The sequence below is a fragment of the Streptomyces sp. NBC_00273 genome, assembly GCF_036178145.1.
Taxonomy (GTDB): Bacteria; Actinomycetota; Actinomycetes; order Streptomycetales; family Streptomycetaceae; genus Streptomyces.
Window position 1 is genome coordinate 3,274,975 of the sequence record NZ_CP108067.1, and the last position, 18,916, is coordinate 3,293,890.

General features: G+C 72.4%; 13 protein-coding genes. 3 read left to right on the top strand and 10 right to left on the bottom strand.

Annotated features, from left to right (window positions below):
* Nucleotides 1-44 precede the first annotated feature (44 nt).
* The 3 genes from OG386_RS13690 to OG386_RS13700 form a co-directional block, all read right to left on the bottom strand.
* On the bottom strand, nt 45-1,637 hold the full coding sequence (locus OG386_RS13690; protein WP_328788409.1) for a solute symporter family protein: 1,593 nt from the start codon (nt 1,635-1,637) through the stop codon (nt 45-47).
* Complete coding sequence (locus OG386_RS13695) at nt 1,634-2,122, bottom strand: DUF485 domain-containing protein (RefSeq protein ID WP_327382888.1); 489 nt, start codon at nt 2,120-2,122, stop codon at nt 1,634-1,636. Before OG386_RS13695 ends, OG386_RS13690 begins: the two co-directional genes overlap by 4 nt.
* Nucleotides 2,123-2,296: 174 nt before the next feature.
* Nucleotides 2,297-4,417 carry a DNA gyrase/topoisomerase IV subunit B gene (locus OG386_RS13700; protein WP_328788410.1) on the bottom strand — a complete coding sequence of 707 codons (2,121 nt, stop codon included), beginning with the start codon at nt 4,415-4,417 and terminating at the stop codon, nt 2,297-2,299.
* Nucleotides 4,418-4,865: 448 nt separating this feature from the next.
* Here OG386_RS13700 and OG386_RS13705 point away from each other — a divergent pair, with 448 nt between their 5' ends.
* A complete protein-coding gene (locus OG386_RS13705) occupies nt 4,866-5,099 on the top strand; it encodes a DUF7455 domain-containing protein (protein WP_030028922.1) in 234 nt (77 codons plus the stop codon).
* Between the two features lie 109 nt (nt 5,100-5,208).
* Here the strand turns inward: OG386_RS13705 and OG386_RS13710 are convergent, their stop codons facing one another.
* The 7 genes from OG386_RS13710 to OG386_RS13740 all read right to left on the bottom strand — a co-directional run bounded on the left by OG386_RS13710 (nt 5,209) and on the right by OG386_RS13740 (nt 15,668).
* Complete coding sequence (locus tag OG386_RS13710; protein WP_328788411.1) at nt 5,209-6,135, bottom strand: serine protease; 927 nt, start codon at nt 6,133-6,135, stop codon at nt 5,209-5,211.
* A 137-nt stretch (nt 6,136-6,272) separates the two neighbouring features.
* Nucleotides 6,273-7,862: an RNA polymerase sigma factor gene (locus tag OG386_RS13715; protein ID WP_328788412.1), complete on the bottom strand. Its 1,590-nt coding sequence runs from the start codon at nt 7,860-7,862 to the stop codon at nt 6,273-6,275.
* Nucleotides 7,863-8,228: 366 nt separating this feature from the next.
* On the bottom strand, nt 8,229-9,116 hold the full coding sequence (locus tag OG386_RS13720; protein ID WP_266605716.1) for a FadR/GntR family transcriptional regulator: 888 nt from the start codon (nt 9,114-9,116) through the stop codon (nt 8,229-8,231).
* Nucleotides 9,117-9,307: 191 nt separating this feature from the next.
* The gene (locus OG386_RS13725; protein ID WP_328788413.1) at nt 9,308-11,101 is read right to left on the bottom strand and encodes an ABC transporter ATP-binding protein; all 1,794 of its coding nucleotides are present in this window, start codon (nt 11,099-11,101) and stop codon (nt 9,308-9,310) included.
* Between the two features lie 236 nt (nt 11,102-11,337).
* Nucleotides 11,338-12,084 carry an NUDIX hydrolase gene (locus OG386_RS13730; protein WP_327382894.1) on the bottom strand — a complete coding sequence of 249 codons (747 nt, stop codon included), beginning with the start codon at nt 12,082-12,084 and terminating at the stop codon, nt 11,338-11,340.
* Between the two features lie 120 nt (nt 12,085-12,204).
* Complete coding sequence (locus OG386_RS13735) at nt 12,205-14,193, bottom strand: glycogen debranching N-terminal domain-containing protein (RefSeq protein WP_328788414.1); 1,989 nt, start codon at nt 14,191-14,193, stop codon at nt 12,205-12,207.
* A gap of 212 nt (nt 14,194-14,405) precedes the next feature.
* Complete coding sequence (locus tag OG386_RS13740; protein WP_328788415.1) at nt 14,406-15,668, bottom strand: DUF4192 domain-containing protein; 1,263 nt, start codon at nt 15,666-15,668, stop codon at nt 14,406-14,408.
* Between the two features lie 120 nt (nt 15,669-15,788).
* Here OG386_RS13740 and OG386_RS13745 point away from each other — a divergent pair, with 120 nt between their 5' ends.
* Together OG386_RS13745 and OG386_RS13750 are read left to right on the top strand one after the other, a co-directional pair.
* Nucleotides 15,789-17,948, top strand: a complete 2,160-nt coding sequence (locus OG386_RS13745; protein WP_328788416.1) for a RecQ family ATP-dependent DNA helicase — start codon at nt 15,789-15,791, stop codon at nt 17,946-17,948.
* Between the two features lie 214 nt (nt 17,949-18,162).
* The gene (locus OG386_RS13750; RefSeq protein ID WP_266605704.1) at nt 18,163-18,792 is read left to right on the top strand and encodes a hypothetical protein; all 630 of its coding nucleotides are present in this window, start codon (nt 18,163-18,165) and stop codon (nt 18,790-18,792) included.
* Nucleotides 18,793-18,916: the final 124 nt, after the last annotated feature.

Genomic DNA, 18,916 nt, shown 5'->3' on the forward strand with positions numbered 1-18,916 from the left:
CCGGCCGCCCTCCCGACCGACCGGCCGCTCCGTCCCTCGGCCTCTCAGACCGCTCCGGCTCCGGTCAGGGAGCGGACCTCCGTCTCCGCGTGCTTCGCCTCGTCCGCTTCCTCGCCCGAGGTGACGGTGCCCAGCCAGCCCGCCAGGAAGCCCAGCGGGATCGAGACGATCCCCGGGTTCTGGAGCGGGAAGTACTGGAAGTCCGCTCCGGGGAAGAGGGATTCGGCGCTGCCCGACACCACTGGCGAGACCAGTACCAGCAGCACCGACGGAATCAGGCCGCCGTACACCGACCAGACGGCTCCGCGCGTGGTGAAGCCGCGCCAGAAGAGCGAGTACAGCAGCACCGGCAGATTGGCCGAAGCCGCCACCGCGAAGGCCAGCCCCACCAGGAACGCCACGTTGAGGTCCTGGGCGAGCAGCCCGAGGGCGATCGCCACCGCCCCGATGCCGACGGCCGCGCCCCGGGCCACCGCGACCTCGCTGCGCTGCCGGGCGTGCCGGCGCTTGAGGGAGGCGTACAGGTCGTGCGCCACGGAGGCCGAGGAGGCCAGGGTGATCCCGGCGACCACGGCCAGGATGGTGGCGAAGGCGATGGCGGCGACGAAGGCGAACAGCACCGCGCCCCCGGTGGTGTCGGCGCCCCCGCCGAGGAAGGCCGCCAGCAGCGGAACGGCCGTGTTCCCGGAGGCGTTGGAGGCCCGTACCTCGTCCGGTCCCACCAGCGCGGCCGCCCCGAAGCCGAGCACGATCGTCATCAGGTAGAAGCCGCCGATCAGCGCGATCGCCCACACCACCGAGCGGCGGGCCGACCGGGCGGTGGGCACGGTGTAGAACCGCGACAGGATGTGCGGCAGCCCGGCGGTCCCGAGGACCAGCGCGAGACCGAGGCTCATGAAGTCGATGCGGGCGGTCCAGCCCCCGCCGTACTTGAGGCCGGGGCCCAGGAACGCCCGGCCGTGCCCGCTGCGGTCGGCGGCGCTGGTGAGCAACTGGTCGAAGTTCCCGTGGAAGCGCAGCAGCACGAGCACGGTCAGGGTGATCGCGCCGCCCATCAGCAGCACGGCCTTCACGATCTGGATCCAGGTGGTGGCCCGCATCCCGCCGAAGGACACGTAGACCACCATCAGCGCGCCCACCCCCACCACGGTGAGGGTGCGGGCGACGGCGCCCGAATTCCCCAACAGCAGGCCGACCAGACTGCCCGCGCCGACCATCTGCGCGATGAGGTAGAGGACGGAGACGACGACCGAGGAGGTGCCGGCCGCGATCCGGACCGGACGTTCGCTCATCCGGGCGGCGACCACGTCGGCAAGGGTGAAGCGCCCGCAGTTGCGGACCAGTTCGGCGACGAGGAACAGCACGACGAGCCAGGCCACGAGGAAGCCCACCGAGTACAGCAGCCCGTCGTAGCCGAACAGGGCGATCAGGCCGGAGATGCCGAGGAACGAGGCCGCGGACATGTAGTCGCCCGCGATGGCGAATCCGTTCTCCATCGGGGAGAACAATCGCCCGCCCGCGTAGAACTCCTCGGCCGACCCGTGCCGGTTCCGGCTGACCCAGGTGGTGATGCCGAGGGTCACCGCGATGAAGAGGCTGAACAGGATCAGCGCGAGGGTCTGGTGCTCGGTGGTCACCGGCCGGCCCTCCTCGCCCGGGTCCGCTCGGCGCCGTGCTCCTGCTCGAAGACGGTCCAGCGCAGATCGAGCGCGGCCCGGTCCCGGCGCAGCCGCGCGTGCCGGGCGTAGGCCCAGGTCAGCAGGAAGGTGCTGAGGAACTGGCCGAGTCCCGCCAGCATGGCCACGTTGACCGCGCCCGCCACGGGCCGGGCCATCAGGCCGGGCGCGGCGGTGGCGGCGACCACGTAGGCGACGTACCAGAGGAAGAACCCGGCGGTGGCGGGGACGACGAACCTGCGGTAGCGGGTGCGCACCTCCTGGAAGGCGGCGCTGCGCTGCACTTCGAGGTAGATCTCGGATGCTCCGGGCGCGGGGCGTCCGCCCACGGGAACCGGGGCCGGCTGGGACGTTTCCTCACCCTCGCCCCACCCGACGGCCAGCGCGTCGTACCAGGGGTCGTCCAACCGGATCGTTCCGGTATCACGACCTTCGTGCTTGTCCACCGAACTCTCCTTGTCCGCTGCCGCAGTGGCCGCGTGCCCACAAGGATGTGCGGAATGGGGCTTTCCGGACTGGTGTACCGGCGCTCTTCACTCCAACAGGTGATGGAGCGAAGAGCGCCGGTGTGCCGTGGTGCGTTCGGGGTCAGTGCCCGCCGGGGTCCGGCGGCACCCGGATCAGGCGTCGATGCGCGAGCGGTCCAGGGTCGCCGCGGAGCTCGTGATGAACTCCTTGCGCGGGGCCACCTCATTGCCCATGAGCAGGTCGAAGACCTGCTCGGCCGAGTCCAGGTCGCCGATGTTGATCCGGCGCAGGGTGCGGTGGCGGGGGTCCATGGTGGTCTCCGCCAGCTGGTCCGCGTCCATCTCGCCGAGACCCTTGTAGCGCTGGATCGAGTCCTTGTACCGGACGTTCTTGCGCTGGTACTCCAGCAGGGTCTGGCGCAGCTCGTTGTCCGAGTACGTGTAGACGTACTTGTCCTGGCCCTTCTTCGGCTGGACCAGCTCGATCCGGTGCAGCGGCGGCACGGCCGCGAAGACCCGGCCGGCCTCGACCATCGGCCGCATGTACCGCTGGAAGAGCGTGAGCAGCAGGCAGCGGATGTGCGCGCCGTCGACGTCGGCGTCCACGAGCAGCACGATCTTGCCGTACCGCGCGGCGTCGATGTCGAAGGTCCGGCCCGAGCCGGCTCCTATGACCTGGATGATCGCCCCGCACTCGGCGTTCTTGAGCATGTCCGAGATCGAGGACTTCTGGACGTTGAGGATCTTGCCGCGGATGGGCAGGAGCGCCTGGAACTCCGAGTTCCGGGCGAGCTTCGCGGTACCGAGGGCGGAGTCGCCCTCGACGATGAAGAGCTCGCTGCGGTCCACGTCGTCGCTGCGGCAGTCGGCCAGCTTGGCGGGGAGCGAGGAGGTCTCCAGCGCCGTCTTGCGACGCTGCGCCTCCTTGTGCTGACGGGCCGCGATCCTGGTCCGGGCCGCCGCGACGATCTTCTCCATCACGGCGCGGGCCTGCTGCTTGTCGTCGCGCTTGGTGGAGGTCAGGAATGCCTTGAGCTCCTTGGCGACCACGGCGGCGACGATCCGGGTGGCCGCGGAGGTGCCGAGCACCTCCTTGGTCTGGCCCTCGAACTGCGGCTCGGCGAGCCGGACGGTGACGACGGCCGTCATGCCCTCCATCGCGTCGTCCTTGACCACGTCATCCTCGGCGACGCGCAGCAGCTTGGCCGAGCGCAGCACCTCGTTGACGGTCTTGGCCACGGAGCGTTCGAAGCCGGTGACGTGGGTGCCGCCCTTGGGGGTGGCGATGATGTTCACGAAGGACTTGACGCCGGTCTCGTACCCCGTGCCCCAGCGCAGGGCGATGTCCACGCCGAGCTCGCGGGTGACCTCGGTCGGGGTCATGTGGCCGCGGTCGTCGAGGACCGGGACGGTCTCCTTGAAGGTGCCCGATCCGGTCAGCCGCAGCACGTCGCAGACGGCCTTGTCCTGGGCGAGGTACTCGCAGAACTCGCTGATGCCGCCGTCGAAGCGGAAGGTCTCCTCGGTCTTGCCGGCCCCGTCGATGCCGCGCTCGTCGCGGACGACCAGGGTCAGGCCGGGGACGAGGAAGGCGGTCTGGCGGGCACGCTGGTAGAGCGTCTCCAGGTTGAGCCGGGCGTCCTTGAGGAAGATCTGGCGGTCGGCCCAGTAACGGACCCGGGTGCCGGTCTTGCCCTTGGCGACCCGCTTGACCTTGCGGAGGCCGTTGGCGGGGTCGAAGGGGCTGTCGGGGCCCTGCTCGGTGAACATGCCCGGGACGCCGCGCCGGAAGCTGATGGCGTGGGTCGAGCTGTTGCGGTCGACCTCGACGTCAAGACGGGCGGAGAGGGCGTTGACCACGGAGGCGCCGACGCCGTGCAGGCCGCCGGAGGCCGCGTACGAGCCACCGCCGAACTTGCCGCCGGCGTGCAGCTTGGTCATGACGACCTCGATGCCTGACAGGCCGGTCTTGGGCTCGACGTCCACGGGGATGCCGCGGCCGTTGTCGCGGACCTCGACGGAGGCGTCCTCGTGGAGGATCACCTCGATGTGGTCGCAGTAGCCGCCCAGGGCCTCGTCGACGGAATTGTCGATGATCTCCCACAGGCAGTGCATGAGGCCCCGGCTGTCGGTGGAGCCGATATACATGCCGGGGCGCTTGCGGACGGCCTCCAGCCCTTCGAGGACGAGCAGGTGCCGCGCGGTGTAGTTGGAACCGTCCCGGTCTGCTCCGGACAGCAGCGCGCTGGAAGGCACGGACGTGTCGGCGGTCACGCAGTTCGCTCCTCGCTGAATTTCTTTTCTGGCCCGGTCGGGCGCAGGGGTGGCTCGGGTGCCGCTCGAAGGGTACCGAGGCCAGGTAGAGCCGATGCAACGCCACCCTCGCCCATTCTTCAGCCTAGTCCAGATCCGTACGGATGTTCGATCCCCCGCGCGGGTGAAGGAAACATCACGTTCCCTTCCGCGCATGAACCATTTAGGGTTCGGGCACGTCCTCATGAACAACCTGGCACTCACGCCGGGGGAGGATGGAACTGCAACAAGCGCACGACTGACAACGCGAAACCGTAAAGCAACGCAATACGGCTCCTTCGCCGCCAACCGGCAACAGCCGGCCAGCTTCGGAAGGAAGTTTCGAGGAAAAGCCGCGAGCGGGAACGTTTTCGGCCTGGTTGGATGTTGACCCTGGTACGACAGCTCGTCGAGCTAGAGAAGAGGCGACGTGACTACTGTTCTGACACCCGCGACCCCGCTGACGGCCGCTGACCGATGCGACCGTTGCGGCGCCCAGGCATATCTGCGCGTCGTCCTGCTGAGCGGCGGTGAACTGCTCTTCTGCGCCCACCACGGGCGCAAGTTCGAGCCGGAACTCAAGAAGATCGCCGCGGAAATACAGGATGAGACCGAGCGGCTCACGTCCGCTCCGGCTGCCCATGCCGAACCCGAGGACCGCTGACACAGGCCTATACCTCGCATCCGACGAGCCAGGACCGGCTAGGCCGGTCGACGGGCGGCACTCCTGAGACCCAGGGGTGCCGCCCGTCCTCACGTCCGCGACCCCTCAGCTAGGGCGTGCGACGCCCCTGTACGGGCCCTGAGTGGGGCCCAGAGGCCCCGTGGGCACCCCATCCGATGCCCTGGACCTCGCCGGGCTGCGCGCCCGTCTCCGGGGCCAGCACGAAGTCGACCAACGGGGCGACGCGCGTGTAGACGCCGGGGCTGTCGGCACGCCCGCAGCCCCGGCCCCACGAGACCAGCCCGATGAGCCGGCCCTGCGCCACCAGCGGCCCGCCGCTGTCCCCCTGGCAGGCGTCCTTGCCGCCGCCGCCGTCCCCCGCGCACACCATGGACGCCGCGCGGTACTGCCCGTCCGCGTCCCCGGGGTAGGCGCGCTCGCAGACCTCGTCCGCGAACACCGTCACCCCGGCGGCACGCAGCCCGTACGCGTAGTCACCAAAGCCGCTCGTGTCGCCCCAGCCGTACACCGCCGCCCCGGTCCCCGCCGCGTAGGCGGAATGCCCCGCCCCGGCCATGGGCAGCACGTAGTGGGCCGGTACGGACTCGGCCAGCTCCAGAACGGCGAGGTCCCCGGCATTGCTCGCCGGGTCGTAGGCCGGGTTCACCCTCGCCCCGCGCACCGCGATCTCCCGGCCCTCGGCCGCCCGGAGCTCCGTACGCCCGGCGATCACCCGGAAGTCGGCCACCGACTCGACCGGGCCTCCCAGCACCTGGCTGCCCAGGCAGTGCGCCGCCGTCAGCACCCTGGTCGGGGACACGACCACACCGCCGCAGAACTGCCCGCCCCGCGTACCCCCGAACCGGTCACGGCTGGCGAGGGCGACGACCCAGGGGCTGTCGGCCACCTTCACCGGCTTCCCGCCGATCACCACGCTGTCCGCGGCCGCCTGTGGCACCTGGGCGAACGGCGCCGCGGCCGCTCCCGCCGCCAGGGTCAGCGCTCCCGCCAGAGCACGGGCAAAGGGACGACGCATGAGGCCTCCTGACTCCGAGTGTTCATGACTCCACCCAGAGTGGGTCGCCCGGTGGCCGAGCGCACCCGCGCGGCCACCGTCGTCCTGTCGTCCCCATCGGCTTTCGACGGCGCCCGGCGCCGCCGAAAGCCGCCCGGTCAGTCCAGGTAGTCGCGCAGCACCTGGGAGCGGGACGGGTGCCGGAGCTTCGACATCGTCTTCGACTCGATCTGGCGGATCCGCTCGCGCGTGACCCCGTAGACCTTGCCGATCTCGTCGAGGGTCTTGGGCTGGCCGTCCGTGAGGCCGAAGCGCATCGAGACCACGCCGGCCTCGCGCTCGCTCAGGGTGTCGAGCACCGAGTGCAACTGCTCCTGCAGCAGCGTGAAGCTCACCGCATCGGCCGGGACGACCGCCTCGGAGTCCTCGATGAGGTCACCGAACTCGCTGTCGCCGTCCTCACCGAGCGGCGTGTGCAGGGAGATCGGCTCGCGTCCGTACTTCTGGACCTCGATGACCTTCTCGGGGGTCATGTCGAGTTCCTTGGCCAGCTCCTCCGGGGTGGGCTCGCGGCCCAGGTCCTGGAGCATCTGGCGCTGGACGCGGGCGAGCTTGTTGATGACCTCGACCATGTGCACCGGGATGCGGATGGTCCGTGCCTGGTCGGCCATGGCACGCGTGATCGCCTGCCGGATCCACCACGTGGCATAGGTCGAGAACTTGTAGCCCTTGGTGTAGTCGAACTTCTCGACCGCGCGGATCAGACCCAGGTTGCCCTCCTGGATCAGGTCCAGGAAGAGCATGCCGCGGCCCGTGTAGCGCTTGGCGAGGGAGACCACGAGACGGAGGTTGGCCTCCAGCAGGTGGTTCTTCGCGCGGCGTCCGTCCTCGGCGATGATCTCCAGCTCGCGCTTGAGCTTGGGCGCCAGCTTGTCGGAGTTCGCCAGCTTGTCCTCGGCGAACAGACCCGCCTCGATGCGCTTGGCGAGCTCCACCTCCTGCTCGGCGTTGAGGAGGGGGACCTTGCCGATCTGCTTGAGGTAGTCCTTGACCGGGTCGGCGGTGGCGCCGGCGACCACGACCTGCTGGGCGGGGGCGTCGTCCTCGTCGTCGGAGATGACGAAGCCCTTGTTCTCCCCGCCCTCCTCCTCTTCCTCGGCCTCGGCCTTGACGGCGTCAGGACCCTCGTCCGCGGTCTCGTCCTCGCCCGCCTCGTCCGCGTCCTTCTTGGAGGCGGTCTTCTTGGCCGCCGTCTTCTTGGCAGCGGTCTTCTTGGCGGGCGCGGCCTTCTTGGCGGCCGTCTTCTTCGCCGCGGTCTTCTTGGCGGCGGGCTCCGTTCCGGTCTCCCCCGCGAGCGCGTCCACGATCTCCGGGTCCGCCGCCCCGGCTGCCGGGACCGCGGTGGCCGCGGGCTGCGCTGCCGTCGTCCTGGCCGCCGTCTTCTTGACGGTCTCGGTGGCCGTCCGCTTGGCGGGGCTCTTGGCTGCGACGCTCTTGCGGGTGGTGCGCTTGGGCGACTCCGCGGCACTGACCATCAGCGTCACACCCTCTTCCTCGAGGATCTGGTTGAGGCTGCGCAGAACATTCTTCCACTGGGTCGCAGGAATCTGGTCAGCCTCGAAGGCCCGACGCACGTCATCGCCGGCGATCTGCCCCTCGGCCTTGCCCCGCTCGATGAGCGCCATCACAGACTCGGAATCGGCGATCTCCGGCGGGAGCGTACGGGATGTGCTGGCCGACACAAACAACCTCTCGGAACGATGGGAACGGCTTCCGACCCCGGGCCTGGTGGTGCTGGACCGGAGCCGACGACCACCGACCGGGGATGGGCCGGCGGCGCGGGCAGGGGCCGGGGAGCTGCACAGCACCCCCAAGGGCTGCTGTCTTCCCTCCGTCGGCCATCACCTCTTACGTCATCGCGTGACCTCGCAGAGCGTTACGCCCAATATTCGTGGCCCGAGTCACACCCCGTACGCACGAGTGCCGCTCCTGTGGTCGTACCCGGCGCTTCGCGCGTGCCGAAACGCCACGAAAGGGGCCTCACGCCGGTGTCGCCGGACCCGACCGGGCCCGGCGACACGTTCTGCACCCCCGCGCCCCCGCGCGTCCGCCCGTCAGTGCTCGCGCGGGGCGGGAACCACGCGCTCGACCTCCGGATGAACCGTCAGGAGCTGGCGCATGGCGTTCTCGGCGCCCGTCGCGTCACCCGCGGCAAGGGCCTCGACCATCCGCGCGTGGTGTGCGACGCAGGTCTCGCTCGGGCGGTCGCAGGCGGTGATCGGGCTGCCGGAGACCTGGAGGGCGGCGGTCACGATGCCGGAGAGGTGCTCCAGCATGCGGTTTCCGGCGACCTGGATGAGGAGCGCGTGGAATTCGTTGTCGGCGCGCGCGAAGGTGATCGCGTCGCCCTGGCCGAGGGCGTGGCCCATGATCTCGACCATGTCCGAGAGGCGCTGCTGGATGTCCGGCCGGCCGTGGCCGGCGGCGAGGCGGGCGGCGAGCGGCTCGATGGTCCAGCGGAGCTCGCCGAGCTCGCGGCGCTGGTCGTCGCGCTGGGGACCGAAGGCGCGCCATTCGATGATGTCGGGGTCGAGCAGGTTCCAGTCGGCGACGGGGCGGACCCGGGTGCCGACGTTGGGGCGGGCACTGACGAGGCCCTTGGCCTCCAGGACCCGCAGCGATTCGCGGACGACCGTGCGGGAGACCTCGAAGCGCTGGCCGATTTCCTCGGGGACCAGCGGGCGGTCCGCCCCGAGGTCGCCGGAAACGATCATCTGGCCGAGTTGTTGGACGAGTTGGCCGTGCAGTCCGCGTCCACGGCTGCCTGCCGCTCGGCGGCCGACGCGGCTCAACTCGACGTCGGCACCGTCCCAGTGGGGCGCTCCGACGCGGTCGGACCCGGGGGTCTCCGCGTAGGGGTAGCGGTCGAGTTCGCCCGGGCCGGCGAGGCCGGAGTCGGCGTGGCGGGCGGCGGTCATCATGGTGTGCGCAAGGGTACTCACGAATCCTTTGTCGGCCGTGCCTCCATGACCCTTGAGGTCTTTGGTGAAAAGCACACGAAAGGGTGATCGGTGCCACCTACGCAATTGACGACTTATCGTAAAGAACCAGACGTTTTGCGGGGAGTTGCGGTCCGCTTGACGTGACACGGACCGCAACGGTCCCGTCCGCGACTTCTCCCGAACCGGAACGATCACCAACGGACCCGGCTGCGCAGTCCGGTGAACCCATAGGCGCACAACAGGACCATCAGCGACAACAGCAGTGCGGTCCCGACGGGTTGGGCCATCACCCGGAGGGCCCCCACCAGTAGGCGGTCGACCTCCGGCGGCCACTGTCCCCAGGTCAGGCCGCGCAGGCGGGACCCGAGCCCGGTCGACGGGTACGCGGACGAGCCCTCCAGCGCCTTGCGCACCAGCGGAACCACCATCACCGGTACGGCGAGCACCGCGGCCAGTCCCGCGGTGGCGGACCGGAAGACACCGGAGGCCAGTACGCCGGCCCAGGAGCAGCCGACGAGCAGTCCGGCCCAACTCACGGCCGGGGAGAGCCACTCCACCGGGGTGCGCAGCGGACCGGTGTCGAAGACCAGCGCGAGGGCGGCGGCGTCGGCGGCCACCGTCAGAGCGCCCAGCAGCAGCGCGAGGGCGGCGCTGATGCCCAGCTTGGCGGTGAGCAGCCCCATCCGGCGGGGCACGGTGCCCCGGTCGGCGGCGAGTGCGGGGTAGCGGTACTCCTCACCGAAGGCCAGGGCGCCGAGCAGGCCCGCGCCCAGGGCGGCGGGCGGTAGCGGCAGCAGTTCGGGCCAGGCGGAGAGCAGCCGGTTCTGCGGGGTCTGCCCGGTCCGGGCCAGTACCAGGGCGGTGAGGACGGAGACGGCGACGACGAGGGCGGCGGTGAGGACGGGGGTGGCGGTCCCGAAGACCCGGAGCAACTCGTAGCGCAGGGGACGCAGCGGGCCGCCCACGCGGCGCACGGCCGAGGTCGGGCGCCCGGGGCGGATCTGCCGGGGGTGTTCGGCGGACGTCTCGGTGACGGCCTCGGTGCGGGCCGCGTCGGACTCCGGCGACGTTCCGGCCGCGGTGCGCGCGGCCGGGACCGGCGCCGTCGGCGCACCGGCGTCGCCCGTCTCGTCGGCGAGCTGATGGACCAGCACGCCGTTGCGGAACGCCGCCTCGCCGATCTCGGCGCAGTTGCTGCCGTACACCGACAGGCGGCTGCCGCTCTCGGCGACGATCTCCACGGAGCGCCGGGCGGCCCTGGCTTCTCGGCCCAGTACGTCGGCCAGCCGGGCCGCGTGCGGGGTGCGCACGGCGACCCTCGGACGCAGCCTGGTCCGGGCGAAATCGGCCGCGTCCTGGTCGGCAACGAGCCGGCCCGCCTCGATGCTGACGACGCGGTCGGCGCTGCGGGCCGCCTCCTTGGCGTCGTCGGTGGTGAAGAGCACCGCGCCGCCGAGTGAGGCGTGGCCGCGCAGCAGACCGTGCAGCCAGCCGCGTTCGCGGGGGGAGAGTCCGGCACCCGGCTCGTCGAGCAGCAGGGTGCACGGATCGGCGAGCAGCGCCGAGGCCAGTGCGACCCGGCGCTCCATGCCGAGCGACAGCGAGCCGAGGCGCTGGTCGCGCAGGCCCGCGATGCCGACGACCTCCAACATGGTGTCGGCCCGGGAAGCCGGTACCCCGGCCGCGGCGCAGAGCATCCGCAGCTGGTTGCGGACGGTCCGCGCGGGGTTGCCGGGAACGTCGCCGAGGAGCACTCCGACCTCACGGCCGGGGTGCGGGATCCGGTGCAGCGCGCGGCCGCGGAAGTAGGTGACGCCGCGGCCCGGTTCGAGTTCGAGCATGAGCCGCAGTGCGGTGGTCTTGCCCGATCCCGGATCGCCGAGCAGGGCGGTCACATGCCCCGGGCGGGCCTCGAAGGTGAGGTCGTCCACGAGGGGCGGGGCGTCGGGGCGGGGCTTGCTGGTGAGTCCGATGGCCTGGAGCATCGCTTCTCTCGCGGGGGGTGAGACCGCTCAGCGGCAGGGTGGGTACCCCAGGCAAGATAACGCGATATGTCCGATATTCAGCGCAACCGGTCCGATGGAATGCCGATACTGCCGCCGGGTCCCGCACGGACGGCGGGTCCGGACCCGGTACCGGACCGGGTCCTGGGATCAGACCCGGTCCTGGGATCGCGCACGGCGGTCCCACAGCTGCCGACGGCACCTCGTACGCCGCGGTGTCAGACTTCCGGACGCAGCATCGGCGGGTTGAGGAGGGTGGCCCCGCCCGCCCGGAACAACTGGGCTGGACGCCCACCCTGACGGGTCGTCGTGCCTCCGGCCGGCACCAGGAATCCGGGAGTGCCCGTGACCTTGCGGTGGAAGTTGCGCGGGTCGAGGGACACGCCCCAGACCGCCTCGTAGACCCGGCGCAGCTCGCCGACGGTGAACTCCGGCGGACAGAAGGCAGTGGCCAGCGAGGAGTACTCGATCTTCGAGCGGGCCCGCTCCACACCGTCGGCGAGGATCCGGGCATGGTCGAAGGCGAGCCCCGTAGAGGCTTCGTCGGTGTCGGCCAGCACCTCGTCGACCGGGGCCCAGCGCGCGCTGTTGGCGTCGCCACCGGCCCGGGGCGCAGGCAGGTCCGGAGCCAGCACCAGGTGCGCCACGCTGACGACACGCATCCGCGGATCCCGCTTCGGATCGCCGTAGGTGGCCAGCTGTTCGAGGTGCGCCCCGTTGCCCGCGCCGGGCAGGGCGGGGTCGTGCGCGCACAGGCCGGTCTCTTCGGAGAGCTCCCTGGCGGCGGCCCCCGCCAGGTCCTCGTCCCCGCGGACGAAGCCTCCGGGCAGCGCCCAGCTCCCCTGGAACGGCTGCTCACCTCTGCGGACGACCAGCGCGCAGAGCGCGTGGCGCCGCACGGTGAGCACGACCAGGTCGACGGTGACGGCGAAGGGCGGATAGGCCGACGGGTCGTAGGGCGACATGCCGCGATCATAGTCGTCTGCCTGACGATAAACAGCGCTTTGGTGACCTTGAAGACAGTGCCCCGAAGGTGAGGGGCCTCCGATCGATCGGACGGTCCGGCCTGAACGGGGTGAGCGCGTTCAACCGCCCAACTGGAGCGCATCGGCCGCCTCCTCCACCATGCCGAGGCCGAGCCGGCTGATCCGGACGGCGAAGGGCTCCCCCGCCACCCGTAGGCCCGAAAGTCTGAGCCCGCCCAGGGGGGCTCCGGAGAGGGGCGCGAGGGCGACCGTGCCCGCGGGGGCGTCGGGGCGGATACCGGCGAGGGCGGTCAGCGCGTGGATCCCGGCCGCCGCGGCCACTGCGGCCGGTCGGCAGGCCGCCGGGTGCGGCACCGGGGCGCTGCCCGCGGTGCGCTGCTCGGCAGCGAACATCTCCGGTAGCCGGTACCCGAAGGCCTCCGCCGCGTCCAGCAGGCCTCCGAGCAGGCCGGCGGCCTCCTTCGCGAAGCCGGCCTGGGCCAGGCCCGCCACGGCCACCGCGCTCTCGTACGCCCGCACGGCGCCCGAACGGTGACCGAACGGGTTGTATCCCGGCTCCTTGACGGCCATGCTCCGCAGCCCCCATCCGGAATCCATGGCGGGGGCTCCGAGCAACCGGGCCAGTTGCTCGGCGCGGGTGCCGTCCAGGAGTCCGGGGGCGAGCCGGCCGCCACTGAGCAGTCCGGTGTCGAGCAGATGGGCGGCGGCCCCCGTCAGTCGTGGCAGCGGCCTCCCGTCGGGGTGGAGGGCCGAAGCGGGCCGGCCGCCGTCCGGACCGTCGATCCAGAACCCGGCCCGGAACCGCTCCCGCATCCCGACCGCCCGCTCCCGCCATTCCTGTGCCCCGGGCCGTCCGCACGCGGCGAGCAGATCGGCGCCGAGCACGGCGGCCCGATGGGCGTGGACCTGGGTCTCGCAGCGCCGCGGGCCCGGGTCGGGATCGGCCAGGAAACCGTCCTCCCCCAGCGCGCCACGCAGCCAGTGCAGGCACCGCTCGGCGGTCGGAAGCAGCCGGGCCACTTCCCTTTCGGGCAGGCCCCACAGCCGGGCCTCGGCCAGCACCGCGGGGAAGGCCAGGGTCGCCTCGGTGCCGGTGCACCCCGGTGGAAGCTGCGCGCCCGCTCCGCGCAGCGGGCCCGGGATCTTCCCGAGGTCGGGTCCCCGCTCTTCGGTCTGGGTCCGGGCAAGAATGCGCAGGGTGGCCGCGGCGAGACCGGTTCCGAGCGGCAGCGCCATCCGGGCGGCCCAGAGCGATTCCGCCGGGGCCAGGCCCAGCCTCCAGGGCGCTCCCGCCGCGGCGAAGGCGTCGCCCGGCTCCTCGGGGTCCCGCAGGAGCAGCGCGCCCAGGTCCTCGACGCTGGTCCGAAACCATGCCTCGGCCCTCGGGTCGTCCCCTTCGGCCCGGGCGTCGGCCAGCGGGTTGGCCACCTGCCCGGCGGGAGCCCGCCCCACCCGGTGCTGGGTGGTCCGCAGCTCGATGGTGCGGGATTCGCCGGGAGCCAGTTCGAGCTGCCAGCGCAGCAGCCCCGCCGAAGCCAGCGCGTCGTCCGGCGGCGGGTCGGCGGCGGTCACGGCCTGCGCCTCGCCGGTACTCCAGCGCAGCCCGGCGGCGTGCACCCCGGCGGGCAGCTCCGGCCCGGCGCGCCCGGCGGCCACGGCGGCCAGCTCCGCGAGGTCGGTGCCGAGCAGCACCTCCACGGGCAGGCGTACCGGCCGGGCCGCGAAGCTGCGCAGGGTGATCCGCTCGGTGCCGTCCGCGTGCCGGACCCTTTCCACACCGATGTCGGGGTCGGGGCCGGGCTCGGCGCCGGTGCGCACGGTAGCGGTGAAGACGGCCCGGTCGGCAGCGAGGCTGCGCCCTTGCACGGCGACCGGGTCCCGGCCGCCGACACGTAGTACGCAGCGGGAGAGCAGGCGGCGCCCGGACCGGTAGATCCCGTCGATCCCGCGCCCGGTCAGCTGACCGTGCTCCGGGGAGATGACCAGACAGGGCGCGGCGACGCAGAGGACGGCGCCGTGCACGGGCGGCAGTTCGGACCTACGGGCGGCGGGCGCGCCGGGTGGACGGGGAGGTGCGGGGAGGGACATGTGTCGCCTTGTCTGCGCTCCGGTCGGTTCAGCTGGGCGGCGGCACGGCCGGGGCCGCACCACCCCCCAACTGAACGCCCCCACCCCCGCCCGGGTCACGGGCCCGGGGGCCGTCCGGGCGTCCCGGGGGTGAAGCCCCCGCCGCCGGGCCCTGCCCAGGGCGGACCGGAGCAGTCGCACCGGACCGCCGGACGACGTGAACCGGTGCGCGCTCACTGTTCGCTCCCCGCAGTACGGCGGGACCCGCGGCGGGGGGTCGAGCGGCCCCGTCGGCCGGGAGGACGGGTACCGGCCGAGCGGCGCCGCCGGGGCTCCCGGCGGCGGCGCTCCTCCCGCAGGCACTGCCGCAGCCCCTCGGGGTCGATCCCTTCGTTGCACGCGTGGTGGAGCAGCTGGGCGAAGCGGTACTCGGCGTCCGCCCGCAGGGCCAGGCCGAAGGCGATCCGGGCGGTCGGCTCGTCCCCCGTCGACCACGAGACCCAGCCGGCGAGGGTGAGCGGGGCCGCGGCGTGCTCGCCGTAGGCCCCGACGCAGCGCCGGGCCAGGGCCCGCCACAGCCGCAGGGCCGGGGCCGCGTCCTCGTCCTCCATCCATTCCGCCGCGATGTCCCGGATCTCGCGGTCCTGGAGGCCCAGGATCAGTGAGGCAGCCTCGTCGTGGCCGAGCAGCGCGTCGTCCCAGTCGTCGGCGTGGGCCCCGCCCTCGGCGGGAGGTGCCAGCGTCAGCCGCCGCATCAGGGTCCGTGCCAGGGCGATGGTCTCGGCGCCGACCTCCCCTCGGGTGGCCCCGTCGAGGATCTTGGGCATCAGGGCGGCGGCGGCCCGGTCGAGGGCCCGCTCCGCCTCCTCGGCCACGGCCCCGCGCAGCGGTGCCATCCTGCCCTCGATCTCCTTGAGGGAGCCCCGGACCTGGAGTCCGGCGAAGGTGGCCGTCGCCGCCAGCACCGAGGTACCGACGGCGGCCAACCGGCTGCCCTCGGCCGGACAGCACCGCTCGTCGGGGCAGACGTAGGACCAGAACCGTCCTGCGGACAGGCACAGGGCCTCCAGTACGGGCACGTCCAGTGCGCCGCAGGCCAACCGGATCCGCTGGGCGAGCGGCCGCAGCCGGGTCATCACCCGCCGACCGTTCTCCTCCTCGCGCGGCTCCTGGCACAGGTAGACGACGATGCCGTCGGGCTTGCCGCCGCGCCGTTCACTGCCCGTGATCAGGCATTCGGCGACCTGTCGGGCGGTGTCCTCCCATTCCGCGGACGAGCTGGGGATGCCGACGCGGAGCCGGCCGCCGAAGCGCCCGCCCTCGCCGTGCACGGCGACCATGACGAGGGAGTCGGTCGGGTGGAAGCCGAGCATGTAGGGCAGCGCGTCGGCCAGTTCTGCCGGGCCGCGCAGGGTGATCTGGGGGCCGGTGGTGGCTCCGGCCGGGCTGATGGAGGGCCGGTCGGACGGGGTGCGTGATTCGTGGTTGTTCGTCATGCCACGAAGGTCCCGCGCATGATCCGATCCCGAAAGCCCTGTGGATAACTCCCTCCGCCGCCGTCCACAGGTCCGGACCGGCATTGGCGCGATGTCGGAGGCATCGGGTTGCATGGGGGTATGAACGCAGACCTGAGGTCCTCGGCCGACTCCGTACTAGCCCGTCTCGTGGGCGATCCCACGGGTGCCGCCAGGCTGCGCGAGGACCAGTGGCGGGCGATCGAGGCCCTCGTGGCGCACAAGCGGCGGGCGCTGGTGGTGCAGCGCACCGGCTGGGGCAAGTCCGCGGTGTACTTCGTCGCCACCTCACTGCTGCGGGCGAACGGCGCCGGCCCCACCGTGATCGTCTCCCCGCTCCTCGCGCTGATGCGCAATCAGGTCGAGGCCGCGGCCCGGGCCGGGATCCACGCCCGCACCATCAACTCCGCCAACCCCGAGGAGTGGGAGGGCATCCAGGCCGAGGTGGCGGCGGGTCAGGTCGACGTCCTGCTGGTGAGTCCCGAACGGCTCAACAACCCCGATTTCCGCGACCAGGTCCTCCCCAAGCTCTCCGCCGCGACCGGGCTGCTCGTGGTCGACGAAGCGCACTGCATCTCCGACTGGGGTCACGACTTCCGCCCCGACTACCGCCGGCTGCGCACCATGCTGGCCGACCTGCCGCCGGGCGTCCCCGTGCTCGCCACGACCGCCACGGCCAATGCCCGCGTGACCGCCGACGTCGCGGAACAGCTCGGCACCGGGGCCGGTACGGACGCCCTGGTGCTGCGCGGTCCTCTGGACCGCGAGAGCCTGAGCCTGGCCGTGCTGACCCTGCCCGACGCGGCCCACCGGCTGGCCTGGCTCGCCGACCACCTCGGGGACCTGCCCGGCTCCGGGATCATCTACACGCTGACCGTGGCGGCCGCCGAGGAGGTCACCGCCTACCTGCGCCACCGGGGGCACACCGTGGCCTCGTACACCGGCAAGACGGAGAACGCCGACCGTCAGCAGGCCGAGGACGACCTCCAGGCGAACCGGGTCAAGGCGCTCGTGGCCACCTCCGCCCTCGGGATGGGCTTCGACAAGCCTGACCTGGGCTTCGTGGTGCACCTCGGCTCGCCCTCCTCCCCCATCGCCTACTACCAGCAGGTCGGCCGCGCGGGCCGTGGCGTGGAGCACGCGGAGGTCCTGCTGCTCCCCGGCCGGGAGGACGAGGCGATCTGGCAGTACTTCGCCTCGGTGGCCTTCCCGCCGGAGGAGCAGGTGCGCCGCACGCTCGACGTCCTGGCCCGGGCCGGCCGGCCGCTGTCGCTGCCCGCCATGGAGCCGCTGGTCGACCTGCGCCGCACCCGGCTGGAGACCATGCTCAAGGTGCTCGACGTCGACGGCGCCGTGCACCGCGTCAAGGGCGGCTGGACCTCGACGGGCGAGCCCTGGGCCTACGACGCCGAGCGCTACGCGTGGGTCGCCCGCCAGCGGGCCACGGAACAGCAGGCCATGCGCGACTACGCCGCGGCCACCGGATGCCGGATGGAGTTCCTGCGCCGCCAGCTCGACGACGAGGAGGCGGCGCCCTGCGGCCGCTGTGACAACTGCGCGGGGGCCCGGTTCACGGCGGAGGTGTCCACCACCGCGCTGAACACCGCGCGCGGTGAACTCGGCCGCCCGGGCGTGGAACTGGAGCCGCGCAAGATGTGGCCGACCGGGCTCGCGGCGGTCGGCGTCGACCTCAAGGGGCGCATCCCCGCCGGAGAGCAGGCCTCGACGGGCCGCGCGCTGGGTCGGCTGTCCGACATCGGGTGGGGCAACCGGCTGCGCCCGATGCTGGCCCCGCAGGCTCCGGACCAGCCGGTTCCGGACGACGTGGCGCAGGCCGTGGTCGCGGTGCTCGCCGACTGGGCCCGGGGCCCCGGCGGCTGGGCGTCGGGGGCGCCGGACGCACCGGCCCGGCCGGTGGGCGTGGTCGCGCTCCCGTCGCGCAGCCACCCCCAGCTGATCGGTTCGCTGGCCGCGCGGATCGCGGAGATCGGACGGATGCCGCTGCTCGGCGCGCTCGCCTACACCGACCAGGCTCCGGAGTTCGGGTCGGTGTCCTCGAACAGCGCGCAGCGGGTGCGGGGGCTCCACCAAGCCCTCACCGTGCCCCAGCCGCTGGCCGATGCGCTGGCGCAGTCCGCGGGCCCGGTGCTGCTCGTCGACGACCGCACGGAGAGCGGGTGGACCATCGCGGTGGCTGCCCGGCTGTTGCGGCGGGCGGGCGCGAAAGAGGTGTTCCCGCTGGTGCTGGCGCTTCAGGGCTAGCCGAATGCGTCATCTTCGGCGTGGCGGGGCAAGGATATGAACGGCATACCGGCGAATTCCGGTCGGCGGCGTCAATTGCTCGTTGCCGCATGCTCAGAAGCCACGCGAGAATTGGGGTGCTCCCGCTCGGCTCCTCGGCACCCTCCTGGGCCGCGCTGCGGCGCGCCCTGACTCCACCGTGCCCGTTCGCGGGCGTGTACCCGAAGGGAGGACCGTGACCTTCGGATTCGCGCCGCCCCCGACCACGTCCCTGGCTACAGCCACCGGCGGCACAAGCCGGCACGGCAGACTGCTGGAACCCGCGGAATGGACGGCGGCGGGCATTCCGCTGCTCAGCAATCCGCGCGAAATCGTGAGCGGGCTGCACTCCCGGCACAGCCCCGTGCCCTCGACCGCGGTCATCGCCGTCCTCGGGCCGGAGGAGCAGCTCGTGGCGAGCGCCTCCTTCGTGCAGCGGTCGACCTCGGCCGACGGCTGGGAGTACCGCAACGCCCTGCTGTCCCGGCTGCGCCGGGTCCTGCCGCACGACCTGCGCAGACGGACCCCGGTGCGGACGGCGGTGCTGCTCTACTGCCGCGAGGGCGATGAGCAGTGGACCGAGGAGGACGGGGCGTGGATGTGGGGGCTGCGGGACGCCTGCACCCTGCACGGCCTGCGCTGCGGCGCGTACATCACGCTGACCCACGGGGGCTGGCAGGTGGTGGGCGAGGGCCGTGGCGGTCGGCGCCCGAGCTCCGATTCGCGGCCGCAGCGCCTGGGCGACACCGTGGCCGAGTTCTCTCCGCTGGCCCTGCACACCGGGGGCGGCGCGGTCGAGGCCCTGCGGCGGACCGCCGCGCGCTGACCCCGGAGGGCCCCCGGCGCTACGGCTCGCGCCCGTGTGGCTGGCCGCGCCCGGGCGGCTGCCACCCGTACGACCGGCAGGGTCGCCGCCTTGCGTGCGGGCATGCCTCACGGCCGTACACCCA

Bases quoted from the DNA above. Each gene is read 5' to 3' on its own strand.
- OG386_RS13725 (WP_328788413.1), bottom strand. From the start codon at position 11,101: ATGCTCCAGGCCATCGGACTCACCAGCAAGCCCCGCCCCGACGCCCCG.
- OG386_RS13740 (WP_328788415.1), bottom strand. From the start codon at position 15,668: ATGACGAACAACCACGAATCACGCACCCCGTCCGACCGGCCCTCCATC.
- OG386_RS13730 (WP_327382894.1), bottom strand. From the start codon at position 12,084: ATGTCGCCCTACGACCCGTCGGCCTATCCGCCCTTCGCCGTCACCGTC.
- OG386_RS13745 (WP_328788416.1), top strand. From the start codon at position 15,789: ATGAACGCAGACCTGAGGTCCTCGGCCGACTCCGTACTAGCCCGTCTC.
- OG386_RS13710 (WP_328788411.1), bottom strand. From the start codon at position 6,135: ATGCGTCGTCCCTTTGCCCGTGCTCTGGCGGGAGCGCTGACCCTGGCG.
- OG386_RS13735 (WP_328788414.1), bottom strand. From the start codon at position 14,193: ATGTCCCTCCCCGCACCTCCCCGTCCACCCGGCGCGCCCGCCGCCCGT.